This is a genomic window from Streptomyces sp. NPDC085937 (genome assembly GCF_044540535.1).
Taxonomy (GTDB): Bacteria; Actinomycetota; Actinomycetes; order Streptomycetales; family Streptomycetaceae; genus Streptomyces.
Window position 1 is genome coordinate 156,100 of the sequence record NZ_JBITSH010000013.1, and the last position, 24,152, is coordinate 180,251.

Annotated in this window: 25 protein-coding genes; 11 read left to right on the top strand and 14 right to left on the bottom strand. The window is 72.1% G+C overall.

The features are described from left to right. Window positions 1–94: 94 nt before the first annotated feature. The 5 genes from ACIF8S_RS25820 (at window position 95) to ACIF8S_RS25840 (ending at window position 4,857) form a co-directional block, all read left to right on the top strand. Entirely contained in the window at window positions 95–1,585 is a 1,491-nt protein-coding gene (locus ACIF8S_RS25820; RefSeq protein WP_400002087.1) for a PLP-dependent aminotransferase family protein, read from the top strand. 157 nt (window positions 1,586–1,742) lie between these two features. Next, window positions 1,743–2,498, top strand: a complete 756-nt coding sequence (locus tag ACIF8S_RS25825; RefSeq protein WP_400002089.1) for a hypothetical protein — start codon at window positions 1,743–1,745, stop codon at window positions 2,496–2,498. 10 nt (window positions 2,499–2,508) lie between these two features. Beyond that, a complete protein-coding gene (locus tag ACIF8S_RS25830; protein ID WP_400002091.1) occupies window positions 2,509–2,901 on the top strand; it encodes a hypothetical protein in 393 nt (130 codons plus the stop codon). A 145-nt stretch (window positions 2,902–3,046) separates the two neighbouring features. Further along, window positions 3,047–4,276 (top strand): hypothetical protein, encoded by a 1,230-nt coding sequence (locus ACIF8S_RS25835; RefSeq protein WP_400002092.1) that lies wholly within the window; start codon window positions 3,047–3,049, stop codon window positions 4,274–4,276. 53 nt (window positions 4,277–4,329) lie between these two features. Further along, the gene (locus ACIF8S_RS25840; RefSeq protein WP_400002094.1) at window positions 4,330–4,857 is read left to right on the top strand and encodes an SMI1/KNR4 family protein; all 528 of its coding nucleotides are present in this window, start codon (window positions 4,330–4,332) and stop codon (window positions 4,855–4,857) included. A gap of 48 nt (window positions 4,858–4,905) precedes the next feature. On the opposite strand, the gene ACIF8S_RS25845 is transcribed toward ACIF8S_RS25840, so the two are convergent. Next, window positions 4,906–5,808 carry a helix-turn-helix domain-containing protein gene (locus tag ACIF8S_RS25845; protein WP_400002096.1) on the bottom strand — a complete coding sequence of 301 codons (903 nt, stop codon included), beginning with the start codon at window positions 5,806–5,808 and terminating at the stop codon, window positions 4,906–4,908. Window positions 5,809–6,312: 504 nt separating this feature from the next. Here ACIF8S_RS25845 and ACIF8S_RS25850 point away from each other — a divergent pair. The 3 genes from ACIF8S_RS25850 to ACIF8S_RS25860 are packed head-to-tail and all read left to right on the top strand — an operon-like array spanning window position 6,313 to window position 7,558. Next, complete coding sequence (locus ACIF8S_RS25850) at window positions 6,313–7,146, top strand: helix-turn-helix transcriptional regulator (protein ID WP_400002098.1); 834 nt, start codon at window positions 6,313–6,315, stop codon at window positions 7,144–7,146. Further along, window positions 7,143–7,364 (top strand): DUF397 domain-containing protein, encoded by a 222-nt coding sequence (locus tag ACIF8S_RS25855; protein WP_400002099.1) that lies wholly within the window; start codon window positions 7,143–7,145, stop codon window positions 7,362–7,364. The genes ACIF8S_RS25850 and ACIF8S_RS25855 overlap by 4 nt, the downstream gene beginning before the upstream one ends. Continuing rightward, a complete protein-coding gene (locus tag ACIF8S_RS25860; protein WP_400002101.1) occupies window positions 7,361–7,558 on the top strand; it encodes a DUF397 domain-containing protein in 198 nt (65 codons plus the stop codon). Before ACIF8S_RS25855 ends, ACIF8S_RS25860 begins: the two co-directional genes overlap by 4 nt. Window positions 7,559–7,639: 81 nt before the next feature. On the opposite strand, the gene ACIF8S_RS25865 is transcribed toward ACIF8S_RS25860, so the two are convergent. From ACIF8S_RS25865 to ACIF8S_RS25885, 5 genes are all read right to left on the bottom strand, one after another. After that, a complete protein-coding gene (locus ACIF8S_RS25865; protein WP_400002103.1) occupies window positions 7,640–9,337 on the bottom strand; it encodes a uroporphyrinogen-III synthase in 1,698 nt (565 codons plus the stop codon). Beyond that, window positions 9,334–10,329 carry a hydroxymethylbilane synthase gene (gene hemC, locus ACIF8S_RS25870; protein WP_400002105.1) on the bottom strand — a complete coding sequence of 332 codons (996 nt, stop codon included), beginning with the start codon at window positions 10,327–10,329 and terminating at the stop codon, window positions 9,334–9,336. The genes ACIF8S_RS25865 and hemC overlap by 4 nt, the downstream gene beginning before the upstream one ends. Further along, window positions 10,326–12,035, bottom strand: coding sequence for a glutamyl-tRNA reductase (locus ACIF8S_RS25875; RefSeq protein ID WP_400002106.1), 1,710 nt, complete (start codon window positions 12,033–12,035; stop codon window positions 10,326–10,328). Before ACIF8S_RS25875 ends, hemC begins: the two co-directional genes overlap by 4 nt. Further along, a complete protein-coding gene (locus tag ACIF8S_RS25880) occupies window positions 12,032–12,808 on the bottom strand; it encodes a redox-sensing transcriptional repressor Rex (protein ID WP_349791168.1) in 777 nt (258 codons plus the stop codon). Before ACIF8S_RS25880 ends, ACIF8S_RS25875 begins: the two co-directional genes overlap by 4 nt. A 288-nt stretch (window positions 12,809–13,096) precedes the next feature. After that, a complete protein-coding gene (locus tag ACIF8S_RS25885; RefSeq protein ID WP_349791167.1) occupies window positions 13,097–13,369 on the bottom strand; it encodes a glutaredoxin family protein in 273 nt (90 codons plus the stop codon). A 116-nt stretch (window positions 13,370–13,485) separates the two neighbouring features. Between ACIF8S_RS25885 and ACIF8S_RS25890 the strand changes: the two genes are divergently transcribed. From ACIF8S_RS25890 to ACIF8S_RS25900, 3 genes are all read left to right on the top strand, one after another. Further along, entirely contained in the window at window positions 13,486–14,397 is a 912-nt protein-coding gene (locus tag ACIF8S_RS25890) for an HAD family hydrolase (RefSeq protein WP_400002108.1), read from the top strand. A 356-nt stretch (window positions 14,398–14,753) separates the two neighbouring features. After that, on the top strand, window positions 14,754–15,530 hold the full coding sequence (locus ACIF8S_RS25895) for an ECF subfamily RNA polymerase sigma factor, BldN family (RefSeq protein WP_349791164.1): 777 nt from the start codon (window positions 14,754–14,756) through the stop codon (window positions 15,528–15,530). A gap of 247 nt (window positions 15,531–15,777) precedes the next feature. After that, window positions 15,778–17,019, top strand: a complete 1,242-nt coding sequence (locus tag ACIF8S_RS25900) for a DUF5667 domain-containing protein (RefSeq protein ID WP_400002110.1) — start codon at window positions 15,778–15,780, stop codon at window positions 17,017–17,019. A 66-nt stretch (window positions 17,020–17,085) separates the two neighbouring features. Here the strand turns inward: ACIF8S_RS25900 and ACIF8S_RS25905 are convergent, their stop codons facing one another. The 8 genes from ACIF8S_RS25905 to ACIF8S_RS25940 all read right to left on the bottom strand — a co-directional run bounded on the left by ACIF8S_RS25905 (window position 17,086) and on the right by ACIF8S_RS25940 (window position 24,036). Beyond that, a complete protein-coding gene (locus ACIF8S_RS25905; protein WP_400002112.1) occupies window positions 17,086–18,147 on the bottom strand; it encodes a lysophospholipid acyltransferase family protein in 1,062 nt (353 codons plus the stop codon). 14 nt (window positions 18,148–18,161) lie between these two features. Then, window positions 18,162–19,223, bottom strand: a complete 1,062-nt coding sequence (locus ACIF8S_RS25910) for an NAD-dependent epimerase/dehydratase family protein (RefSeq protein WP_150151631.1) — start codon at window positions 19,221–19,223, stop codon at window positions 18,162–18,164. 210 nt (window positions 19,224–19,433) lie between these two features. Continuing rightward, window positions 19,434–19,532, bottom strand: coding sequence for a 30S ribosomal protein bS22 (locus ACIF8S_RS25915; protein WP_003948845.1), 99 nt, complete (start codon window positions 19,530–19,532; stop codon window positions 19,434–19,436). A gap of 154 nt (window positions 19,533–19,686) precedes the next feature. Continuing rightward, a complete protein-coding gene (locus ACIF8S_RS25920; RefSeq protein ID WP_004984898.1) occupies window positions 19,687–19,899 on the bottom strand; it encodes a helix-turn-helix domain-containing protein in 213 nt (70 codons plus the stop codon). A 129-nt stretch (window positions 19,900–20,028) separates the two neighbouring features. Continuing rightward, complete coding sequence (locus ACIF8S_RS25925) at window positions 20,029–20,844, bottom strand: phosphatase (RefSeq protein ID WP_400002114.1); 816 nt, start codon at window positions 20,842–20,844, stop codon at window positions 20,029–20,031. Between the two features lie 92 nt (window positions 20,845–20,936). Beyond that, window positions 20,937–22,109: an acetoin utilization protein AcuC gene (locus ACIF8S_RS25930; protein WP_400002115.1), complete on the bottom strand. Its 1,173-nt coding sequence runs from the start codon at window positions 22,107–22,109 to the stop codon at window positions 20,937–20,939. Next, window positions 22,060–23,310, bottom strand: a complete 1,251-nt coding sequence (locus tag ACIF8S_RS25935; RefSeq protein ID WP_400002117.1) for an MFS transporter — start codon at window positions 23,308–23,310, stop codon at window positions 22,060–22,062. The genes ACIF8S_RS25930 and ACIF8S_RS25935 overlap by 50 nt, the downstream gene beginning before the upstream one ends. Window positions 23,311–23,370: 60 nt before the next feature. Beyond that, complete coding sequence (locus ACIF8S_RS25940; protein ID WP_400002119.1) at window positions 23,371–24,036, bottom strand: HAD family hydrolase; 666 nt, start codon at window positions 24,034–24,036, stop codon at window positions 23,371–23,373. Between the last annotated feature and the right edge of the window lie 116 nt (window positions 24,037–24,152).

Here is a 24,152-nt window from a genome sequence, read left to right on the forward strand (position 1 = left end):
ACCAGCTCCGTAAGGCCGGCAGCCTCGGAAGTCCCGGCCACAAGGCGAACGTCGAACGTGTAGCCCGAGAGAGCCCCTAGCGGTACATGGCAGCATGAGTGCGGTGACCGACAGGGACGAGACGGCGCACGGCCCGGCCGCCGCTCCGCACGGCTCGGACTTCCTCCAGCTGCGGGCCGACGACGTACCCGCCGACGGCAAGGCCGACTGGCTCGCGCGGCGGCTGCGGCAGGCGATCACCGACCGCCGGCTGACCGTGGGCAGCAGACTGCCGGCCACCCGGCTGCTCGCCGCCGAACTGCGCGTCTCCCGGGGCGTGGTCACCGAGGCGTACCGGCGGCTCGCGGAGGACGGCCATGTCGAGGGCCGCAGGCGTGGCGGCACGGTGGTGGTCGCGGCGCCCCCGCCTCCCCCACCGCCCCGTGCCCAACGAGCCGTCGTGGACTCCCCGTTCGCGCACGCGCCCGACCCCCGCGTCTTCGACGCGCTGCGCGCCGCCGACGCCCGCATCGACCTCACCCCGGGCCGTCCGGACCTCTCCGCCTTCCCCCGCACGGCCTGGCTGCGCGCCGAGCGGGCCGTGCTCGCCGAACTGTCCAGCGCCGACCTCGGATACGGCGACCCCCGCGGTGCCCCCCGGCTGCGCCGGGCCGTCGCCGGCTGGCTGGCGCGCAGCCGGGGGATCGCCGTGGAGCCGGACGGCATCCTGATCGTGGCCGGCATCGCCCAGGCGCTCGCCCTGCTGCATCCGGTGCTGCGGGCGGACGGCGTCACGGCCGTCGCGGTGGAGGAACCCGGCTCGCTCGGCACCCGCCAGCACCTGGCGAGCGGCGGGCTGGCCACCCCGCCGGTGCCGGTCGACGCGTACGGCCCGGACGTCGGCGCGCTGCGCGCCTGCGGCGCCCCCGCGGTGCTGCTCACCCCCGCCCACCAGTTCCCCACCGGCGTGGTGACCAGCGGGGAGCGCCGCCGCGAGCTGGTGCGGTGGGCGGCGGACGGCGGACTGATCCTGGAGGACGACTACGACGCGGAGCACCGCTACGACCGCCCGCCGGTGCCCGCGCTGCGCTCCCTGCTCGCCGACCGGCTGTGCTACATGGGCAGCGTCTCGAAACTGCTCGCCCCCGCCCTGCGGATCGGCTGGATGATCCCGCCGCACCGCCACCTGCGGGCGCTGACCGACGCCAAACGCTTCACCGACCTGGGCAGTGCCGTACTTCCCCAACTGGTCCTCGCCCATCTGATGGAGTCGGGCCACCTGGAGCGCCACCTGCGGCTGCTGCGCGCCCGCCACGTCCGCCGCCGGGACGCGATGATCGCGGCGCTCACCGCCCATCTTCCGGGCGCGGTGGTCCACGGCGCGGCGGCGGGCCTGCACCTGACGGTGACGTACGACGCCCCGGACGTCCCCGACACCGAACTGGCCGCCGCCGCACTCTCCTTGGGCGTCAAGTGCCACCCCCTGTCCTGGCACCGCCAACTCTCCGGCCACCCCGGCCTGGTCCTCGGCTACGCCGCCGACCCCCCGGACACCCTCACAGAAGGAGTCACCCTCCTCGCCCAGGCCCTACGGTCCCTGACCTGAGCCCCGGGACACATGGCGAGCCGCCCGACGCTCATCCGGACGAAGGCTCTGATTCTCCTCAAGGTCCTTCACTCGGCTACTGACAGGTAGCTACGGTCGTTGCGACCACAGAGGTGGACATCACCTCACAACTGAACAGAAGTACGGGGACTCTGGCATGACCACCAGACTCAGTACGAACACCGAGCGACGCGGTGCCAGGCGCCTGACGAGCGCCATGATCGTCGCCACCGTCACCGCCGGTGCCCTCTTCGCTGCCACGAGCGCGCAGGCCACGGCACAGCAGCCCGTCATGGGAAGCACCGCCTCCTCGGTCGGCGACTCGGACCTCACGCCGACCGACGAGGCCCAGGGCGCGGCACTTGCGCAGGGGATGGCCGAACTCGGAGTGACTGAGGCCCAGTTCGCAGCAGCGCTCGAGATCGCCCTCACCAGGCCGGCTCCGGACGCGGACTCCCTCCGCGCACGCCTCGGGGCGCTCCCCTCCCAGCCGACCGCGGAACAGGTCGCACAAGCTGCCTATCCGGACGACCACCAGGCCCAGGCCGCGCTGCTGCCCGTCCTCGCCAGGAAGGACGTACGGACAGCCGTCCTGACCCAGTTCGGTGCGTCTCCCGCAGTGCATCCGACCGGCGCGAAGATGCCGATGGCCGCGGCGATGGGCTGGTGGGACGAGACGAAGTTCGTCGTGAAGTGCAGTGCGGCTGTCGCGGCCGTGCTGATCAGCTTCGCCCCGGCCGGTTCCAGCATCAAGGTGGCCCGGGCCGTCGCGTTGTTCAAGCGGTACGGCGCCAAGAAGACGGCGAACATCATCTGGCGCTTCGTGAACGGCAAGCGCGTCGGATCCACGGAGCGTGAAGCCGTGAAGGCGTTCATCGGTATCTCCGCCATCTCGTCCGCGTGCAGCAAGTGAGGGGGAAGCTGTGACGATCGAGCACATCGCGGTGATCGCCCTGGCGGTCGAAGTGATCATCATGGTCTCGGCGCGGGTCGGCACCGAGCGCCGGCACTGGAAACACGCCAAGGGCCGCGGTACCGCTCCGTCCAGGACCGACGACGTCACCGTCGTGTCGGGAGCGTTGTACGCGATCGCCGCGACGGCGATGGCGGTGGGTGCCGTCACGGCATCCGTCGAACCGACATTGAAGGCGCTCGGCACCTTCGCCCTGTTCGGCATCCTGCTCCCCGCGTTCGCCGCGAACGCGGTACTGGTGCTGACGACGCGGGGCAACCCGGCAACGGCCACCACGGGGCGGCGCGGGCTCGCCTTCGCGGTCGCGGCGTGCGGCGGCATCCTGTCCGTCGGCTTGATCTGACGATCCCGCCTTCGGGCCAGGGAACGGCCCCCGTCCCATGCAGGGGGGGCCGTTCTCCGGTGCACCCGCCCCGCCGCCCCGAACCCGCTATGATCCCTCCGTCAGCCTTCGGCGCCCCCAACAGGGCAGCACGAAGGCTTTTTTCATGCCCGACGACAACGCCATCGACACCCCCGACCCCACGCCCGGCTACCGCGCCCTCCTCCGCAACAGGGAGTTCGCCGGTCTGTACGCCGGCTTCACGCTCACCGTCGCCGCGAGCACCCTCTCCGGCTTCGCGCTCGGCACACTCGTCGACCGGTCGACCGGCTCGCCGTTCCTGACCGCCGTCAGCATGTACGGCGCGACCTTCGCGACCGTGCTCGGCGCGACGACGCTGATGTCGGTCGCGGACGGCGACCGCCCCCGCCGCACCCTCGTCGCGCTCCAGTTCGTCGCGCTGGCGGGCGCCTGCGCGCAGGCGGTCCCCGGGCTGCCGCTGGCCGCCCGCTTCGGCCTGCTCCTGCTGCTCGGCTTCTTCCAGTCCCTGAACACCGGCACGCGCATGGGCCTGCTCGCCGAGGTGGTGCCCGCCTCGGCGTACGTCCCGGCGCGGTCGCTGATGAACATCACCGCGGGCGGCACCGCCGTCCTCGGCTTCACCCTCGGCGCGGTGCTGCTGCGCCATCTCACCCCGCAGGGCCTGTTCCTCGCGGCGGCCTCCCTGACCGCGGCCGCTCTGGTGGTCACCGCGGTGACCGTCCGCGAACGCTCCATCCGCCCGCCCCGCCGCCCAGGCCTGCGCGAGACGTGGACGACCAATGCGGCCCTCCTCTCCCGCTCCGGCCCTCGCGCCCTGCTGCTCAACCTGTGGGTCCCGAACGGCCTGATCGTCGGCTGCGAGGCCCTGTTCATCCCCTACGCCCAGGGCCACGCCGGTGTCCTGCTGGCCGCCGCGTCGGCGGGGATGCTGCTCGGCGACCTGACCGTCGGCCGGCTGCTCACCGCGACGTGGCGGCGCCGCAGCGCGTTCGCCCTGCGTCTGCTGCTCGCCGCGCCGTACCTCCTCTTCGCCCTGCACCCGTCGACCCCCGTGGCGGCGGTCGCGGTGTTCCTCGCCAGTGCCGGTTTCGCCGCCACGCTGCCCCTCCAGGAACGGCTCCTCGCCCTCACCCCGGAGCAGGTGCGTGGCCAGGTGCAGGGCGTCGAGTCCGCCGGCCGCATGACGTGGCAGGGCATCGGGGCCGCGCTCGCGGGCGCCACCGCCCACTTCCTCTCCCCCGCCACGACGATCACCGCCCTGGCCGCGCTCTCCCTCACCGTGACGGTCCTTTCCCGCCCCTACGTGGACCGCACCGGCCCTCTCTCCTTCGCGCCACGGCCACCGCGACGATGACCGTGCGACGGAGCGTCGCCGTCGTCGTCGGCGCGTGCGGCTAGGTTGCGCGCATGAACGACATCACCGGTGACGACCGCCGCCTGCCGCCCGCCCTCGCCGAACTGGCCCGCACACGGATCGACTACGCCGACGGCGAGGGCATCGACTTCGAGCCCTACGACGCCTTCGACTCGGCCGAGGCGACCACCGAGTGGCTGCGCCAGTGGACGGGGAACCCTGAGCTGAACGGCGATGCCTTCCGAGTGTTCGGCCAGGACGGCACCGGCGGTCTCGCCGCCCTCTGGCGGGTGCGCGCCGGCCGGCCCCTCACCGAGCAGCCCGTGGTCTTCTTGAGCTCGGAGGGCGAACGCGGGGTCGTCGCCGGCAGCCTGTCCGACTTCCTGTGGGTGCTGGCGGAGGGCATCGGCCCGCTTGAATCCGTTCTGTACGACGACCATTCCCCGCGTCCCGACGGCGCCCTTCCCGCCCTGGCCGCCCGCCACGCCACGACCCCCCGCCGCCCGGCCCGCACGATCATCGCCGAGGCGCGCACCGAGTTCCCGGCTTTCGCCGAGTACATCGACGCCCTGTGCCGCTGACCTCCTCCGAACGCCCGTCAGGCCGACTCGCGAGCGTCACGGTCCGGTTCAGGCCGCACTCGCCGTCCCGCTCGCTGTCACCTGCTCGTGCCGGCAGTCGCGGCAGCGGCCCGGTTCCGGGGCGCGGAAGACCCGCTCGCAGCCGTCGCAGTCCTGCAGGGGGTGCGGGCGGTGGGTACCGGCCGTGGGTGGTGGAGGTTCCTGGGCGGCGGGGAGCGGCGGGGGCAGCAGTTCACGCAGGCGGTAGGCGAGCACACCCGCCGGGTGCTTCATGACGACGGGCAGGTCGGCGGTCAGGGTGTGGCGCAACGCCACCGGGCCGACCCCCCGTTCCAACCAGTCGACGACTGCCGGGGCCAGTCGGTAGACCTCCCGCAGCGACAACGTGAGGCGCTCGTCGGCGCGGCGCAGCCCCGCGAGGAGCGCGACCGCCTTCTCGTGCAGCGGTCCGGGGCGAGAGGGCTCCTGAGGCGGCATCTCGGAAGCGGCGGAGACGGACGCCTCACGTACCGGCGCCTCCGGCACCGTACGGGCTGTCGGACCGGCCGGGACCAGCGGCTCGGCGGCGGCTTGGTCGTCCTCCTGAGGTGTCTCGCCGCCCACGGCCTCCACCGTGTGACGGGTACGGGCACGAGCCGCCCCCGAACGCCGTCCCACCGGCCGCACGGGGTCCGCGACGGTGGCGGACGCCGCGTCCACCGGCGTGTGGTGGGCGTAGGTCCGCGTGACCAGCCGCCCGTCCTCCGTGTGCTCCCGGACCCGCCGCAGATAGCCGTGCGCCTCCAACTCCCGCAGGGCGAAGGCGATCCGGTCCCGCCCCTCGGGGAAGCGCTCGGCGAGACTGCGGATGTCGACCGGGGTGCTCTCGGGCACCGAGAAGATGTGGGTCGCCAGTCCGATCGCGGTCAGCGACAGCTCACGGTGCTGGGCGAGGTGGTTGCCGACGACCACGTACTGCCCGGATAGGCACGTGCGTACGTGGGTGACACCGGACGGGGTGGCGGATCGTCGAACGCCCTGAATCGGGCGCGGGGCGGCACTAGGCTTCTGTTCAGCCATGGGGAAGGGTTCGCTTCCTCTTTGGTCAGGCCCTCGCCCGGGAGTCCTACGTCCCGGCGGGGGCCGACGTCTGTACGGGGGTGGGGGAGGCCCGAGTTGGTCCGCCCCTCTGAGCTGAGAGTGCCCGCCCGCACCACCGCCGCGCCAGCCAGTTCGACACGTTTCACCCGGCCGAGTGATCAACACCGGGTTTGGTCAGGTTGGTTGGTATTTACCCTAGGTACTTAGGTCTTTTTACGGCCCGCGGCCCCGCCGGCCAAGCCACCGAAGCCCGCCCCGCCCGGCTCCGGCCCACGGCCCGTCGGCAAGCCGAGAGCCCAGCGCCATCACGCCGGTGACCTGGCCCGACCGCCCCGCGTTGAAGCCGTCAAGGGCGCGCGGCGGGAGGACGGCGGGATGACCGGATGGGAAGCGTGGCTGGACGACGAGGAGGCCGGGGCCGTCATGCGCACGGTCGTACGGCAGCTCAAGCTGTGGCGCGAGGCGGCGGGACTCACCCAGGCGGAACTGGGCGCGGCCATCGGCTACGGCGAGGAACTGGTCTCCTCGGTGGAGCGCGGCCGCCGCATTCCTCGCCCCGAGTTCCTCGACGCGGTCGACGCGGCGCTGGGTGCGGGCGGGAAGATCTCCGCGATGGCAAGGGACGTCGCGGAGATCAGGTACCCGAAGACCGTGCGCGACCTGAAGAAGCTGGAGGCGGAGGCCGTCGAACTGGGTGCCTACAACAACTCCGTGATTCACGGCCTCTTGCAAACCCCGGAGTACGCCCGCGCCGTCTTCAGTGCCAGGCGGCCTCCGTTCACCGCGGATGAACTCGAACAGCGGCTGGCCGCCCGCGTCGCGCGCCAGGAGATCATCAGCGAGACGACTTCCCGCCCTCTGTTCAGCTTCGTCCAGTGCGAGTCGACGCTGCGCCGGCCCCTCGGGGGCAGGATGGTGATGCGCGGGCAGCTCGAACACCTGTTGACCGTCGGCAGGTTCCCCCACGTCGACCTTCAGGTGCTTCCGCTGAGCCACGAGGAGAACCCGGGCCTCGCCGGGTCGTTCCGGCTGCTCAGGCTCAGGGACGGCACCACGGTCGGGCACCTGGAGGTGCAGCACATCAGCCGTGTGGTGGCGGACCGGAAGGAAGTACAGCTCCTCGACATGCGTTACGGAGCCATCCGGGCGCAGGCTCTCAGCCCGCGAGAATCACTGGCCCTCATCGAGAAAGTGCTGGGAGAGACATGACCCTCAAGGCCGACACCCACATCGTGTGGACGAAGAGCAGCCACAGCACGGACGAGGGCCCCGACTGCGTCGAAGTCGCCGCCACCCCCGCCCACATCCTCGTCCGCGACAGCAAAACCCCCGAGGGCCCCCGCCTCACCCTCGCCCTCACCACTTGGGCGACCTTCCTTACGCAGTGCGCTGCGAAGCCGTCCGAAGCAGTGCTGGAGGAGTCATGACCGTCAAGCCCTCCCACGGCGAGCCGGCGTGGACGAAGAGCAGCTACAGCTCCGACGACGGCCCCTCCTGCGTCGAAGTCGCCGCCACCCCCGCCCACATCCTCGTCCGCGACAGCAAAACCCCCGAGGGCCCCCGCCTCACCCTCACCCCCACGGCCTGGACGGCCTTCCTCCCCTACGCGTCCCGGCGCTGAACCGGCCGGGGCCGGCCCCGGAGAGCACGACGGCGGGGCGTGCCCGAAGGCACGCCCCGCCGTCACAACCCGCGGCTCACCTCACGTCGTCGACCGACGTCTCCGCGCCCCCGGCCGCCGCTCGCTCGGCCGGGTGACCGGGTCGCCCGCCTCCAGCGCCGCCAGCCGGCGCCGCGCGCCGAAGTCGGCGAGGGCCTCGGCCAGCTTGTGGACCGACGGCTCGGGAGCCATCACGTCCACCCGCAGCCCGTGCTCCTCGGCCGTCTTCGCCGTGGCCGGGCCGATGCACGCGATCACCGTCACGTTGTGCGGCTTGCCCGCGATGCCGACCAGGTTCCGGACCGTCGACGACGAGGTGAACAGCACCGCGTCGAAGCCGCCGCCCTTGATCGCCTCACGGGTCTCCGCCGGCGGCGGCGACGCGCGCACGGTGCGGTACGCCGTGACGTCGTCGACCTCCCAGCCCAGCTCGATGAGGCCCGCGACCAGCGTCTCGGTGGCGATGTCGGCGCGCGGCAGGAAGACACGGTCGATCGGGTCGAAGACCGGGTCGTACGGCGGCCAGTCCTCCAGGAGACCGGCGGCCGACTGCTCGCCGCTCGGCACCAGGTCCGGCTTCACGCCGAAGGCGATCAGCGCGTTGGCGGTCTGCTCGCCCACCGCCGCGACCTTGATCCCGGCGAAGGCACGGGCGTCGAGCCCGTACTCCTCGAACTTCTCCCGCACCGCCTTGACCGCGTTGACCGAGGTGAAGGCGATCCACTCGTAGCGGCCGGTGACCAGGCCCTTGACCGCGCGCTCCATCTGCTGGGGTGTGCGCGGGGGTTCGACGGCGATGGTCGGCACCTCGTGCGGCACGGCCCCGTAGGACCGCAGCTGGTCGGAGAGCGACGCCGCCTGCTCCTTGGTGCGCGGCACGAGCACCTTCCAGCCGAACAGCGGCTTGGACTCGAACCACGCCAGCCGGTCCCGCTGGGCGGCGGCGGAACGCTCACCGACCACGGCTATCACCGGCCGGCCGCCCTCCGGGGAGGGCAGCACCTTCGCCTGCTTCAGCGTCTGCGCGATCGTGCCGAGCGTCGCCGTCCAGGTGCGCTGGCGGGTGGTGGTGCCCGCGACGGTCACCGTCAGGGGGGTGTCGGGCTTACGTCCGGCGGACACCAGTTCGCCCGCGGCGGCGGCCACCGAGTCCAGCGTGGTGGAGACGACCACCGTGCCGTCGGAGGCGCCGACCTCCGTCCAGCACCGGTCGGACGCCGTCCGCGCGTCGACGAACCGCACGTCGGTGCCCTGGGCGTCCCGCAGCGGCACACCGGCGTACGCGGGCACGCCGACCGCGGTGGCGACACCGGGCACGACCTCGAACGGCACCCCGGCCGAGGCGCACGCCAGCATCTCCTCGGCGGCGTACGCGTCGAGGCCGGGATCACCGGACACGGCACGGACGACCCGCTTGCCGCCCCGCGCGGCCTCCATGACAAGATGTGCGGCATCCCTCATCGAGGGAATTCCGGCGGTTGTTGACGCGCCGTCAACGACCGTCAGCTGGGGCGTGCCCGTGCCCGGCGCGGACGTGTCCGCGTCCGTGTGCACCTCGGAGACGCCCTGCCTGGCGTGCGTCCGTACGACATCGAGCACGTCGTGCTCGGCGACGAGGACGTCCGCGTTCGCCAGGGCCTCCACGGCGCGCAGGGTCAGCAGTCCCGGATCCCCGGGTCCGGCACCGAGGAAGGTGACGTGCCCTTGTTCCGGAGGGGCGGGAAGAGTGGTGGGGCTCAAAGTGCTCGCTCCCCCATCAGACCGGCCGCGCCCTGCGCCAGCATCTCGGTGGCGAGTTCGCGACCGAGCGCCATCGCCGCCTCGTGCGTCTCGGGCACGGGACCGGTGGTGGACAGCTGCACCAGCGTGGAACCGTCGGTCGAGCCGACGACGCCCCGCAGGCGCATTTCCTTGACAATCTGCCCGTCGGCGTGGGGGTCCCCCCGCTCGAGCGGAGCCGAGAATGGGGGAAGGTCGGCGAGCGCCCCCACGGGTGCGCTGCAGCCGGCCTCCAGGGCGGCGAGCAGTGACCGCTCGGCCGTCACGGCGGCCCGCGTGAACGGGTCGTCGAGCTGGGCGAGCGCGGCGATGAGGTCCGCGTTGTCCGCGGTGGTCTCGACCGCCAGTGCCCCCTGGCCGGGGGCGGGCAGAATCGTGTCGACCGACAGGAAGTCGGTCACCTCGTCGCTGCGGCCGACCCGGTTGAGCCCGGCGGCCGCCAGCACCACCGCGTCCAGGTCGCCCTTGGTGACGTACCCGATGCGGGTGTCGACGTTGCCCCGGATCGGGACCGTCTCGAAGTCCAGGCCGTGAGTGCGCGCGTACGCGTTCAGCTGCGCCATGCGGCGCGGCGAACCCGTGCCGATGCGCGCCCCGCGCGGCAGATCGGTGAGCTTCAGCGCGTCCCGCGCGATGATCACGTCCCGCGGGTCCTCCCGTACCGGGATCGCCGCCACGACCAGCTCGTCGGGCTGCGTGGTCGGCAGGTCCTTCAGGGAGTGCACCGCGAAGTCCACCTCGCCGCGTGCCAGCGCCTCCCGCAGGGCGGCGACGAAGACGCCCGTGCCGCCGATCTGCGCGAGGTGCTCGCGCGAGACGTCGCCGTACGTGGTGATCTCGACGAGCTCGACGGGCCGTCCGGTCACCTGGCTCACGGCATCCGCCACCTGCCCGGACTGGGCCATGGCGAGCTTGCTGCGCCTGGTCCCCAGCCTCAGTGCCTTCTCAGTCATCCCGGCCCTCGGTTCTCTGCGTTCTTCTCGGTGCTTTCCTCGGCGCGGGAGACGGAGGCCACCGTCTCGGGGTCGAGGTCGAACAGGGTGCGCAGCGCGTCCGCGTACCCGGCTCCGCCGGGCTCGGCCGCGAGCTGCTTGACCCGGACCGTCGGGGCGTGCAGCAGCTTGTCGACCACCCGGCGCACGGTCTGGGTGATCTCCGCGCGGTGCTTGTCGTCCAGGCCGGGGAGCCGCCCCTCCAGGCGGGCCATCTCTCCGGCCACCACGTCGGCCGCCATGGTCCGCAGGGCGACGACGGTCGGCGTGATGTGCGCCGCCCGCTGTGCCGCGCCGAACGCGGCGACCTCGTCGGAGACGATACGCCGGACCTGGTCCACATCGGCAGCCATCGGAGCGTCCGCGGACGCCTCCGCGAGCGATTCGATGTCCACCAGCCGCACGCCGGGCAGGCGGTGCGCCGCCGCGTCGACGTCCCGCGGCATGGCGAGGTCCAGCAGGAAGAGCACGGGCTCCGGGCGCGGCGGCGCGGCCACCGGCTCGGGGCGGCGGCGCTCGGGAATGCGGCCGATCGCGGAAGCGGTCGCGGCGAGCGCGCCGATGACCTCGGCGTCCGCCTCTGGTCCGGTGCCGCGGGCGGCGTCCCGGCGGTCGACGGCGGAGCCCGCGGCCCACGCGCCGTGCTGCTCCAGCGTGGCCGCGTCCATCCCGGCGACGGCCGCCTCCCCCATCACGGAGAAGCCGGGCCGCACCGCGGGCAGGTCCACCGGGCAGCCGTCCTCGGTGGAGGGCTGCGCGGGCGGGGCGCTCTCGCGGGCGTCCTCCTCGGCGACGACGTCCAGGTCGACGACCGGCGACGTCACCACGCGTCCCTCGACGCCCGCGGCAACCGTCTCGGCCGTCAGGACCAGGCCCGTCGCACCCGTGCAGGAAACGACCACATCGGCACGTGTCAGCTCGAACGGCACCGATGTCATCGGGACCGCGCGGGCCGCCACGTCCGTGTCGTCCCCCTCGGTGAGGATCCGCACCAGCCGTTCGGCGCGGTCGGGCGTGCGGTTGGCGACGACGACCTCGGCGACCCCGGCACGCGCGAGGGTGGCGGCGGACAGCGAGGACATCGACCCGGCGCCTATGACGAGGGCCTTCTTGCCGCGGGCCCAGGACTCGACGGGGGTGCCGAGCGCGAGCTGCTCCAGGCCGAAGGTGACCAGGGACTGCCCGGCGCGGTCGATGCCGGTCTCCGAGTGGGCGCGCTTGCCGACCCGCAGCGCCTGCTGGAACAGGTCGTTCAGCAGGCGTCCGGCGGTGTGCGTCTCCTGCGCCCGGGCGAGCGAGTCCTTGATCTGGCCGAGGATCTGCCCTTCGCCCACGACCATCGAGTCCAGTCCGCAGGCCACCGAGAACAGGTGGTGCACGGCCCGGTCCTCGTAGTGCACATAAAGATAAGGAGTGAGCTCCTCCAGGCCGACCCCGCTGTGCTGGGCGAGCAGCGTGGACAGCTCGGCGACACCGGCGTGGAACTTGTCCACGTCGGCGTACAGCTCGATGCGGTTGCAGGTGGCGAGGACCGCGCCCTCGGAGGCGGGCTCCGCGGCGACCGTGTCCTGCAGCAGCTTGGTCTGCGCGTCCGCGCTCAGCGACGCCCGCTCCAGCACGCTGACCGGGGCGCTGCGGTGACTCAGTCCGACGACGAGGAGGCTCATGCCGGCATCACGGCGGGTACGTCCCCGTCGGGTCCCTGGTCGGTGGCGGACTTCTCACGCGCGGCGGCGGAGGCACCGGCGGCGGCCTGGGCGGCCACCTCGGCGGCCTCCTCGCCGGCCTTGCGCTGCTCGTGGAATGCGAGGATCTGCAGCTCGATGGAGAGGTCCACCTTGCGCACGTCGACGCCGTCCGGGACGGTCAGCACGGTCGGCGCGAAGTTCAGGATGGAGGTGACACCGGCGGCCACGAGCCGGTCGCAGACCTGCTGGGCGGCACCGGCGGGGGTGGCGATGACACCGATGGACACGCCGTTGTCCCGGATGATCGCCTCGAGCTCGTCGGTGTGCTGCACCGGGATCCCGGCGACGGGCTTCCCGGCCATCGCGGGGTCGGCGTCGATCAGCGCGGCGACCCGGAAACCACGGGAGGCGAACCCGCCGTAGTTGGCCAGGGCGGCGCCGAGGTTACCGATACCGACGATCACAACCGGCCAGTCCTGGGTGAGGCCCAGTTCACGGGAGATCTGGTACACGAGATACTCGACGTCGTAGCCGACGCCCCGGGTGCCGTAGGAGCCCAGGTAGGAGAAGTCCTTGCGCAGCTTCGCGGAGTTGACCCCCGCGGCGGCCGCCAGCTCCTCGGAGGAGACCGTGGGCACCGAGCGCTCGGAGAGCGCGGTCAGGGCGCGGAGGTACAGCGGAAGCCGGGCGACGGTGGCCTCGGGAATCCCTCGGCTACGGGTCGCCGGTCGGTGAGTTCGGCCAGTTGCCACGGTGCTCCTGCGGGTAGAGCGGGGCTTCAGGCGGTCATACGTCCCCGGACCGCCCCGTCGAATGCAGGCTATGTCTTTGTGAACGCGTGCACAAAGATTGTGTCCGATTTGCCCGGCCAACGTGACCGGGGTCACGCGCCCCCGGCGCACATGGCCGGAACCGGCGCACCCGCACCGCCGTTCCTTTTCTTCTAGGGGCAAAACATCCACTTCCCTCTGTGAATCCCGCCCCCGAGACCAAGTCACCATCGATCCTAAGCGACTTTCCGGCCAGTTTGGACTGGCCGGTCAGTCACTCAGCGCCGCGCGGAGCCGGGCCTCGTTCACGCGCCAGAAGGTGTGCTGCCGTCCGTCGACGAGCACCACCGGGATCTGCTCCCAGTACCGGTCGTACAGCTCCCGGTCCTCGGTGATGTCCTTCGACTCCCACGGGACGCCGAGATCGGCGCACACCTTCTCCACCACCACCTGCGCGTCGTCGCACAGATGGCAGCCGGGTTTGCGCACCAGGGTCACGAGCCGGTCCCCCCCGGACCGGGCGCGACGGAAGAGTGGACTCATACGGGCCATTCTCCCGCGCGGCACGAGGCCGGGGACAACCGTCGGGACACACAGAGTTCACGACCTCCGTACCTCTCGGCTCCGGATCGGCCCCGCACACTGGCTATGCTCACGCCATGGCCGCTCTCGGATGGCTCACTCCCCGTAGGCGCTCCGCCACGGCGCGGAGCGTGTTGGCAGGCGAGGCCTCGGCGGAGGCCGCACGCAAGTCCACCCAGGAAGTTTCCGAACGTGAACCCGCGTTCCCGGTCCCCGGTGACGAGCGGGCCGCCGCGTTCTTCGACCTGGACAACACCGTGATGCAGGGCGCCGCCCTGTTCCACTTCGGGCGGGGCCTGTACAAGCGGAAGTTCTTCGACACCCGCGAGCTCGCCCGGTTCGCCTGGCAGCAGGCGTGGTTCCGGCTGGCCGGCGTCGAGGACCCCGAGCACATGCAGGAGGCCCGCGACTCGGCGCTCTCCATCGTCCAGGGCCACCGCGTCTCCGAGCTGCAGTCCATCGGCGAGGAGATCTACGACGAGTACATGGCGGAGCGCATCTGGCCCGGCACCCGGGCGCTGGCCCAGGCGCACCTCGACGCGGGCCAGCGGGTGTGGCTGGTCACCGCCGCCCCGGTGGAGATCGCCACGGTGATCGCCCGCCGGCTCGGCCTGACCGGCGCCCTGGGCACGGTCGCCGAGTCCGTCGACGGCGTGTACACGGGCAAACTGGTCGGCGAGCCGCTGCACGGCCCGGCGAAGGCGGAGGCGGTCCGCGCGCTGGCGCTGGCGGAAGGGCTGGACCTCGGCCGCTGCGCCGCCTACAGCGACTCGCACAACGACATCCCGATGCTGTCGCTGGTGGGCCACCCCTACGCGATCAACCCCGACTCCAAGCTGCGCAAGCACGCCCGCCGGATGGACTGGCGGCTGCGTGACTACCGCACCGGCCGCAAGGCGGCCAAGGTCGGCATCCCGGCGGCGGCCGGCGTGGGCGCGGTGGCCGGGGGCACGGCCGCCGCCATCGCCCTGCACCGCAAGCGCCGCTGACGTCCGGCGGCGTGCCCGTGTGTGCCCGCCGTGAGCGGGCCGTGCCGCGACACGCCCAATCCGACTGCCGTACCCAGCAACCGCCCCCAGCAGTCCTCTTGGCTGCACACGGCCACAACTCGCCCGGGACTTAACCGGAAAACGAAAGCTTCCGGTCACCAACCGGTCAACAGGCCGCCCCTGAACATGCGTCAACCGGTTACGGAAGCGACGTAATCGATGATTTGAGCAACTGGGTGTAGCAGGGCCTGTACGAAGCGTTATTCTCCTCAGACGCATTCCGGGACCCTCCCTTCGCCACGACGGGTGAACGGCCCCGCACTGCACGTGATGGAAGCTCTGCCTCTGGGAGTCCCGTGTACCCACACGTCGGGGTTGACGCCTCGGGCCTGGCTACGCTGCGCGCGACAGTCGCGACAGCCCGAGACATGTTGCGCGGAATCGTCCCCCCCGCGTACGCCGTCCCCGCATTCGCCACCGCCCCCGCCGGCCCGTGCTACGCCCTTGCCGAGGGCACGGCCGCGGTCGGCAGACGGGGACGCCCGTCCGCCGCCACCACCACCCGCCGTCCGGCCGCCGACAGCGACAGCGCCCGGATGATGGACCTCGTGGAGCGCGCCCAGGCGGGCGAGGCGGAGGCGTTCGGCCGGCTCTACGACCAGTACAGCGACACCGTCTACCGCTACATCTACTACCGGGTCGGCGGGAAGGCGACCGCCGAGGACCTCACCAGCGAGACCTTTCTGCGGGCCCTGCGCCGCATCGGCACCTTCACCTGGCAGGGCCGCGACTTCGGCGCCTGGCTGGTGACCATCGCCCGCAACCTCGTCGCCGACCACTTCAAGTCCAGCCGCTTCCGCCTCGAGGTCACCACCGGCGAGATGCTCGACGCCAACGAGGTCGAGCGCTCCCCCGAGGATTCCGTTCTCGAGTCCCTGTCCAACGCCGCCCTCCTCGATGCCGTACGACGTCTCAACCCCCAACAGCAGGAGTGCGTCACGCTCCGGTTCCTCCAGGGGCTGTCCGTCGCCGAGACCGCCCGCGTCATGGGCAAGAACGAGGGCGCGATCAAGACCCTCCAGTACCGGGCCGTCCGCACACTCGCCCGACTGCTCCCGGACGACGCCCGCTGACGCACCCTCCACCGGGCGGCACGCTCGGCGACAGCCAACTCACCGTGAGTGAAACTGGGTTGGTTTCCTGATTCGGGCATCCGATGTCCGTAACCCAAGTGCCGCGCCCGTCGTTGTGCGGGATACAGGCTCCCTGTGGTCACCCCCTGACCGGCTCCGCTCACCCGATCGTGTGGCGTCGGCCGGCCCGGGGAACCCTCAGGACCCCCTGGGGAGTCGACCGTCATGACGAGAGGAGGTGCCGCCAGTGATCGCGAACGTATCGGCGCACCGGCGGGCGAACGCCTTCGCCCAGGCCCTGGAGGAGCAGTCCGACCGGGGCACGGCGGCCGAGCGAACCGAAGGACCGGCACCGGCCCCGGCCGCCGCCGAGACCGAACGGGACCAGCTGCTCACGCTGGCCTCCGGTCTGGGCGCGCTGCCCAAACCGGAACTGGACCCCGAGGTGAAGGTCGTCCAGCGGGCCCAGCTGGTGGCCGCGTTCGAGGCCATGCTCCAGGAGGGCACCGCCGCGGGCGAGGCGACGGACCGGGCCGTCCCCGGACAGCGCTCACGCCGGGCCAAGGGCGCCCACCGGGCGACCCCGCTGGGCAAACTGCGGCCCCGGTCGCGACTGGCCAAAGGACTCACCGCGGGCGGACTCACCGTCGGCGTCGCAGCCGGCACTTTCGGCGGAGTGGCCGCCGCCAGCTCCGACGCCCTCCCCGGTGACTCCCTCTACGGACTCAAGCGCGGCATCGAGGACGTCAAGCTCGGATTCGCCGACGGCGACGACGAGCGCGGCCGGGTCTACCTCGACCACGCCTCCACCCGGCTGAGCGAGGCCCGCCGCCTCATGGAGCGCGACCGCGGCGGCTCCCTCGACCACGAGGACCTGAGCGAGATCCGCCGCACGCTCTCCGGCATGCGGCACGACGCCTCGGAGGGTCACCGGCTGCTGCGCGAGGCCTACGAGCGCAATCCCGACTCGCTCGGCCCCATGCAGGCACTGTCGTCCTTCTCGCAGGCCCACCGCGACACCTGGGGCAGCCTGCGCGACCGGCTCCCCGTGCAGCTGGGCGACGTGAGTGAGCAGGTCTCGTCGGTGTTCGACGCCATAGACGAAGACGTGGCCCCGCTGCGGTCCCTGCTGCCCCAGCCTGCGGACGACAAGCAGGGCGAAGGGGCGCGGCGCGACGGGACCGCCTCCGCCTCCGGCAGCCCGTCCGAGTCCGGCCCCTCGCAGTCCCCCGGCACCGGCCGGGACACCGCCGAGGAGCGCGACGCGGACAGCGCCGGACCGACCGGATCCGCCGACACCGGCCGCGAGAAGGACGGACTGCTCGGCGGCAACACCGGCGGCCTCCTCGACCCGCCGAAGGAGAGCGGCCAGAGCACCCCGCCGCCCACCGGCACGGCCACCCGGCCTCCCGCCCCCGACGTCACCCTCCCGCCGCTCCTCCCCGGCCTCCTCCCGGGTCTGGGCATCGACGCGGAGGACCGGAACTAGCCCGCTGGGGGCGCCCCTCACCTCAAGGGACGCCCCCAGCCCTTCCTGTCCGCGCAGGAGGCACCGTCAGAAGAACACCGACCGCCGCTGCACCAGCAGCTTGTACAGCGTGTGCTGGATCTGCTCCCGGACCTGGTCGGTCAGGTTGAACATCAGCATCGGGTCCTCCGCCGCCTCCGGCGGATACCCGTCCGTGGGGATCGGCTCCCCGAACTGGATGGTCCACTTCGTCGGCAGCGGGACCGCCCCGAGCGGCCCGAGCCAGGGGAACGTCGGCGTGAGCGGGAAGTACGGGAAGCCCAGCAGCCGCGCCAGCGTCTTGGCGTTGCCGATCATCGGGTAGATCTCCTCCGCCCCGACGATCGAGCACGGCACGATCGGCACGCCGTGCCGCAGCGCCGTCGACACGAACCCGCCCCGGCCGAACCGCTGCAGCTTGTACCGCTCGGAGAACGGCTTCCCGATACCCTTGAACCCCTCCGGCATCACCCCGACCAACTCGCCCTGCGCCAACAGCCGTTCGGCGTCCTCCGCACAGGCCAGCGTGTGCCCCAGTTTCCGCGCCAGCTCGTTCACCACCGGCAGCACGAACACCAGGTCCGCCGCCAGCAGCCGCAGATGCCGCTCGGCGGGATGGTGGTCGTGCACGGCGACCTGCATCATCAGCCCGTCCACCGGGAGCGTCCCCGAGTGGTTGGCGACGATCAGCGCGCCGCCCTCCGACGGGATGTTCTCGACGCCCTTCACCTCGACCCGGAAGTACTTCTCGTACATCGGGCGCAGCAAGGACATCAGGACCTGGTCGGTGAGCTCCTCGTCGTAGCCGAAGTCGTCGACCTCGTAGTCCCCGGTGAGCCGGCGGCGCAGGAACGCCAGCCCGCTCGCGAGGCGCTGCTCCAGACCGCCGTCGCCGTCACGGTCCGCGGCCGGCTCCCTCGGCTGCTCCTCGTCACCGGTCACGGGCTCATCCTGCCGCACCGGCACCGCCCCCGGCAGGGGCTGGACCTCCCCCACCGCGGCGGGCCGCCCGCCGCCCGCGCGCCGGCCGGCCGCACCACGGCGGCGCGACGCGGCACCTCCGCGGGAGCGGTGGTCGTCGTCGAACGGAATGACCTTGGCATCCGCCATCGTTGCTGCGCTCCTCAGTTGGCGCTCTGCGTCGGCACATGACCGCTGCCCGGCAGGGGCAGCGCGGCGACCCGGTCGACAGCCCTCGCGACGGTCTCCGGCGGCAGCAGCCCGGGACCACGGCTGCGCACGAAGTCCGCAAACGTTTCAGCAGTCGAGTACTTGGGGGTGAAACCGAGCGTCTCCCGCATCTGGTCCGTCGCCACCACCCGTCCGTGCGTCAGCAGCCGGATCTGCTCGGGCGAGAAGTCGGACATCCCCAGCGTACGCACCAGGGAGCCCGCCCAGGTGACCGCGGGAAGCAGCAGCGGCACCGTCGGCCGGCCCAGCCGCCGCGAACACTGCGACAGCAGCAGCACCCCGTCGCCGGCGATGTTGAACGTCCCGCTGTTGAGCGTGCCGCGCCGCGGCTCGTGCGCGCCGATCCGCAGCACCTCCACCACGTCGTCCTCGTGCACGAACTGCAGCCGCGGGTCGTAGCCGAACACCGTCGGCAGCACCGGCAGCGCGAAGTACGACGCGAGCGGGGTGTCCGCGGCCGGGCCCAGGATGTTGGCGAACCGCAGCACGCACACCGCCACGTCCGGGCGGCGGCGGGCGAAGCCGCGCACATACCCCTCGACCTCCACCGTGTCCTTGGCGAAGCCGCCGCTGGGCAGCGACTTGGGTGGGGTCGACTCGGTGAACACCGCCGGGTCGCGCGGCGCCGACCCGTAGACGTTGGTGCTGGACTTCACCACCAGCCGCTTGATGTTCGGCGACTTCTGGCAGGCGCCCAGCAGCTGCATGGTGCCGATGACGTTGGTCTCCTTCAGCGACGCCCGGCTGCCGCTGACCAGCGGCGTGCCCGTCACGTCGAGGTGGACGACCGTGTCGGCGCCCGACTCGGCCAGCACCCGCGCGATGGTGGGCTGCCGGATGTCCGCCTGGACGAAGTCGGCGCCGCCCAGATGGTGCTCGGGCCGGACCGCGTCCACGGCGACGACCCGGTCGACTTCGGGATCCCGCTGGATCCGCCGCACGAAGCGGCCCCCCAGCTGCCGGGCCACCCCGGTCACCAGCACGACCTTCCCCAAGATCAGCGCCCTTCTCTCACCCTGCTGCCGACGGCCAACCTATCGGGTTCCCGTAGCCCAGCGACGCCGAGCGGATACGTGAAGTGACAACATCCCCGGGACGTACCACCCCACGCGCCGCCCGCATCCGACCCACCGGGCGGATCACAAGGCAGTGGCCCCCCACCGAATCGCGGTGGGGGGCCACTGGACACGCTCTCGCGCTGTCGCTTACTTCTTGTTGCGACGCTGGACGCGCGTGCGCTTGAGCAGCTTGCGGTGCTTCTTCTTGGCCATCCGCTTGCGCCGCTTCTTGATAACAGAGCCCACGACTACCCTCGCTCACTTCTCATCACTCGGTGTTTGGGCGCCATGGGCCCACACGACCTACGAGGGGCTAGCCTACCCGCCCGAGCGCTGAGGTCGTAATCGAGGTGACCGGGAAGGCCCATGAGTGCCCGATACGGACCTTCCCGGATCGCCGTCAGGCGGTTTCCACCCCCACGTAGCTCTCGCGGAGGTACTCGTGCACCGCTTGCTCCGGGACGCGGAAGGACCGCCCCACACGGATCGCGGGCAGATGACCGCTGTGCACCAGCCGGTACACGGTCATCTTCGACACTCGCATCACCGAGGCGACTTCCGCCACGGTAAGGAACTGAACCTCGTTCAGAGGCCTCTCGCCAGCTGCAGCCATGACACACCTGAACCTTCCGCACTCGACGGCCACCGGCTTCCCCTTCCGGTGACTCTTCGTCGTTGCGTGCTCACTCCCCAATGTAGGGGCGGGTGATGCGAGTGGGGAAGAGGTGCACCCATCGGCGGCCTACTGTGACAGACACGCTCGATTGAGTACGTAGCGGGTCAGCGGCAGGTAGTGATCGGACCGCACGCCGTCGTCAACCGGAACGGCCACGGACACCGCCCCCTCGGCCTGCCCGACGAACGGCGCCGGGTCGTTCACATCGGCCAGCCCGACACTCTCGAACCCCAGCTGACCTGCCCCGCAGACCCAGCCGTGGTCACCGATCACCAGCCCGGGCAGCGGCCCGCCGGCGTCCGCCGCCGCGGCCAGCGCGACCCGAACCGGGAGGGGGGAGTGCGTGTGCGCGCCCGGCTCACAACCGGAGCGCCGCGAGGTCGCGCCCCGGACCAGCCCGACCCCGCGGACGTAGTCGAGGTTGCCCGTGCGTAGACCGAACCGGGTCGTTATGTCGACACAGCGACCCTGCGCCGGGGTGAGGACGTCACATCCCGCCGCCGACAACGCGTCTGCGAGCGCGGCGTAGAAACCGAGCAGCCGATGCGGGTGACCCGTGCCCAGCAGCACCGGAACCCGGTGGAGCGCGGCCTCCGCCAGCAGCCCCGCACAGGCGTCCAGGGCGGCCAGCGTACGCTCCGGATCGATCCTCTCGGGCCCGGACGTGACGCCCGGGTCGGCCGAGACCCCGCACCGGTCCGCCATCAGCGCCAGGACCTCCCGCTCACCCCACGCCCCGACAGGATCGAGACCGATCAGCACACGCGGGTCCCGCGCGGCGAACAGCCGGTAACTGCGCAGGCTCTCCTCCCGGGCGGTACCCACCACCCCGGCGAGCCCGGCCCTCAGAAGATGCGCCCGCAGGCGCTCCACGGTCCCCACCCGAGCGATGGTGCGCCACCCCGCCGCGCCCCGTGACCGGAACCCGGACCACACCCCACGGTCGGCGTAACGCCCCGCCCCCCGAGGGACGGTCACGGCAGCAGCCCGCGCAGCGGGAACACCGCCCGCCGGGACGCGAGGATCGCCTGGTCCAGCCGGTCCGCCGGGTCGTACCCGTCGTCCCACGCGGCCCAGGACACCGGCCACCGGCCGTCCGTCATCCGGCGCGGGCCGTCCTGCCGGGTCCGCGCGTACACCTCCTGACGCCACCCCTCCGGAATCAGCGTCGTGGGCTCGACCGGCCGCTCCGCCGCGATGCCCACCAGATGCGACCAGGACCTCGGCACGACCTCGATCACCGCGTAACCCCCGCCGCCCAGCGCCACCCAGCGGCCGTCGGCGTGCTCGTGCGCCAGCTCGTGGCACGCCGTCTGCACCGCCCGCTGGGCGTCCAGCGACACCGCCAGGTGCGCCAGCGGGTCCTCGAAGTGCGTGTCGGCCCCGTGCTGCGTCACCAGCACCTGCGGCCGGAAGTCCGCGATCAGCTCCGGCACGACCGCGTGGAACGCCCGCAGCCACCCCGCGTCCCCGGTCCCGGCCGGCAGCGCCACGTTCACCGCGCTGCCCTCCGCGTCCGACGCGCCCGTCTCACCCGGCCACCCGGTCTGCGGGAACAGCGTGCTCGGATGCTCGTGCAGCGAGATCGTCAGCACCCGCGGGTCCTCCCAGAACGCCGCCTGCACACCGTCCCCGTGGTGCACGTCGACATCGACGTACGCGACCCGCTCCGCACCGAGCTCCAGCAGCCGGGCGATCGCCAGCGCGGCGTCGTTGTACACGCAGAACCCGGAGGCGGCGCCCGGCATCGCGTGGTGCAGCCCGCCCGCGAAGTTCACCGCGTGCAGCGCGTCGCCCCGCCACACGGCCTCCGCCGCGCCCACCGACTGGCCCGCGATCAGCGCCGACACCTCGTGCATCCCGGCGAACGCCGGATCGTCGATCGTCCCCAGCCCGTACGACTGGTCCGCCGCCCCGGGGTCGGCCGACGCGGCCCGCACCGCGTCGATGTAGTCCTCCCGGTGGACGAGCCGCAGCGTCGACTCCCCCGCCGCCTTCGCCGCGACCACGTCGACGTCACGGTCCAGGCCGAGGGCGCCGACCAGGCTCCGGGTCAGCGCCAGCCGGACCGGGTCCATCGGATGGTCCCGCCCGAAGTCATAGCCCGTTACTGCTTCGTCCCACATCAGCTGTGTGCGGCCGCTCATGCCCGCCACCGTATCGGTCGCCCCCCGGCGCGAACGAGCGGGCGTGCACAAGCGTCACCAGCACCAACACCATCGGCACCAGCATCGCCCCGCGGTAGCTCCAGGCATCGCCCAGCGCCCCCACCAGCGGCGAACCGATCAGGAACCCCACGTAGTTGAAGACGTTCAACCGCGCCACGGCCGCGTCCGACGCCCCAGGACGTCCCGACTCGTGCGCCCGCCGCCCCGCCGCCGCGAACGTCTGCGGCACCAGGACGCACAGCCCGAGCCCCAGCAGCGTGAACCCCAGCATTCCCGCCCACGCCCCCGGCGCCGAGGCCACCACGGCGAACCCCACCGCCGCCACCACGGCCCCCGACCGCACCACCGCGACAGCCCCGAACCGCCGCACCCCGACATCCCCGACCGTCCGCCCGAGCAGCGTCGTCACCATGTAGACGTTGTACGGGACGGTCGCCATCTGCTCGGAACTGCCCAGCACGTCCTGCAGGTACTTCGCCGACCAGTTGGACACCGTCGAGTCCCCGATGTACGCCACCGTCATCACCAGGCACAACGGCAGCAGCCACCTCAGCCCGCCGCCCGCACCCCCGTCGGCCGCCGCGCCCTTGCCCTCCGGCGCCTCCTCCTCCCGCGCCTGGGCCTCCCCGTCGACGTACCACCGGCTGCCCACCAGCGCGGCCGGCAGCAGCACCAGCACCACCGGCAGATACGACACCCACAGCGCCAACTCCCAGTGCGCCCCCACCCAGGCGAGCGACGCCCCGACGATCCCGCCCAGGCTGTACGCCGCGTGGAAACTCAGCATGATGCTGCGCCCGTACGCCCGCTGCAGACTCACCCCGAGCATGTTCATCGAGGCGTCCAGCGCCCCCACGGCCAGCCCGAACGCGGCCAGCGCCACGGCCAGCGCGGCCATCTGCCGCCCGGCGCCGACCCCCAGCAGCGCCAGCAGCACCACCGGCTGGGACCACCGCAGCACCCGGCTGGGCGGCACCCGCTTCACCAGCCGCTCCGTGGAGACACTGCCGATGCCGGCCAGGATGGGCACGGCGGCCAGGAAGACGGGCAGCAGCGCGTCGGAGACCCCGTACCGGTCCTGGATGCCCGGGATGCGTGTCACGAGCAGGGCGAAGGCGACGCCCTGCACCAGGAAGCTGAACGCCAGCGAGCCCCTGCCGCGCCGCAGCACATCAGTCATGGCGGCGAGCGTAAGGCTCGGGGGTACCGGGGGGTAGATCCGGTCAAAGATGAATCGTGCTCAGTTCTCAGCGCGTGCGCCGTCCGCGAGCAGGGGCAGCAACTCCCCCATCGCGCCGAAGAGTCGGGTGGCGCCGTTCAGCTTCTCCGCCGGCGTCATCCCGGTGAACCCGTAGACGTCCATCCCGGCCGCGACGGCCGCTTGGACGCCGAGCGGGCTGTCCTCTACGACGACGCACCGCTCGGGAGGCGTGCCCATGCGCGAGGCCGCGTACAGAAACAGATCAGGGGCGGGCTTCCCCCGGCCGACGTCCTGCGAGCTGAAGATCCTCCCGTCGTCGAAGAAGCCGTCCAACCCGGCCGCCCGGTGTCCGACCCGGATCCGTTCATGGCTCCCCGACGACGCCACGCAGTACGGCACCCCGTCCGCCGTCAGCTTGCCCAGTACGTCGGCGACTCCGGGCACGGGCTTCAACTCCCGCTCGAACGCGGCGAAGACACGGGCGTGGAAGACGTCGTCGAAGTCGGCCGGCAGCCGTTGCCCGGTCCGCTCCTCGATCAAGTCGTGCACCCGGTGCATGGCCGATCCCATGTAGTCGCGGATGGAGTCCTCGTAGGTGGTGGGGTGCCCGAGCTCGGTGAGATAGGCGGCGAGGTGTCGGTTGGACAGGGGCTCGCTGTCGACGAGGACGCCGTCGTTGTCGAAAATCACCAGGTCATAGCGCATGACCTCGACCCTAAACGCAGGAAGCCCCCGTGCCGAATGGCACGGGGGCTTCCTATAAGAATTGTTCGGCGGCGTCCTACTCTCCCACAGGGTCCCCCCTGCAGTACCATCGGCGC

Bases quoted from the DNA above. Each gene is read 5' to 3' on its own strand.
- ACIF8S_RS25820 (WP_400002087.1), top strand. From the start codon at position 95: ATGAGTGCGGTGACCGACAGGGACGAGACGGCGCACGGCCCGGCCGCC.
- ACIF8S_RS25825 (WP_400002089.1), top strand. From the start codon at position 1,743: ATGACCACCAGACTCAGTACGAACACCGAGCGACGCGGTGCCAGGCGC.
- ACIF8S_RS25835 (WP_400002092.1), top strand. From the start codon at position 3,047: ATGCCCGACGACAACGCCATCGACACCCCCGACCCCACGCCCGGCTAC.
- ACIF8S_RS25840 (WP_400002094.1), top strand. From the start codon at position 4,330: ATGAACGACATCACCGGTGACGACCGCCGCCTGCCGCCCGCCCTCGCC.
- ACIF8S_RS25850 (WP_400002098.1), top strand. From the start codon at position 6,313: ATGACCGGATGGGAAGCGTGGCTGGACGACGAGGAGGCCGGGGCCGTC.
- ACIF8S_RS25855 (WP_400002099.1), top strand. From the start codon at position 7,143: ATGACCCTCAAGGCCGACACCCACATCGTGTGGACGAAGAGCAGCCAC.
- ACIF8S_RS25860 (WP_400002101.1), top strand. From the start codon at position 7,361: ATGACCGTCAAGCCCTCCCACGGCGAGCCGGCGTGGACGAAGAGCAGC.
- hemC (WP_400002105.1), bottom strand. From the start codon at position 10,329: ATGACTGAGAAGGCACTGAGGCTGGGGACCAGGCGCAGCAAGCTCGCC.
- ACIF8S_RS25875 (WP_400002106.1), bottom strand. From the start codon at position 12,035: ATGAGCCTCCTCGTCGTCGGACTGAGTCACCGCAGCGCCCCGGTCAGC.
- ACIF8S_RS25885 (WP_349791167.1), bottom strand. From the start codon at position 13,369: ATGAGTCCACTCTTCCGTCGCGCCCGGTCCGGGGGGGACCGGCTCGTG.
- ACIF8S_RS25890 (WP_400002108.1), top strand. From the start codon at position 13,486: ATGGCCGCTCTCGGATGGCTCACTCCCCGTAGGCGCTCCGCCACGGCG.
- ACIF8S_RS25905 (WP_400002112.1), bottom strand. From the start codon at position 18,147: ATGGCGGATGCCAAGGTCATTCCGTTCGACGACGACCACCGCTCCCGC.
- ACIF8S_RS25920 (WP_004984898.1), bottom strand. From the start codon at position 19,899: ATGGCTGCAGCTGGCGAGAGGCCTCTGAACGAGGTTCAGTTCCTTACC.
- ACIF8S_RS25930 (WP_400002115.1), bottom strand. From the start codon at position 22,109: ATGAGCGGCCGCACACAGCTGATGTGGGACGAAGCAGTAACGGGCTAT.
- ACIF8S_RS25935 (WP_400002117.1), bottom strand. From the start codon at position 23,310: ATGACTGATGTGCTGCGGCGCGGCAGGGGCTCGCTGGCGTTCAGCTTC.
- ACIF8S_RS25940 (WP_400002119.1), bottom strand. From the start codon at position 24,036: ATGCGCTATGACCTGGTGATTTTCGACAACGACGGCGTCCTCGTCGAC.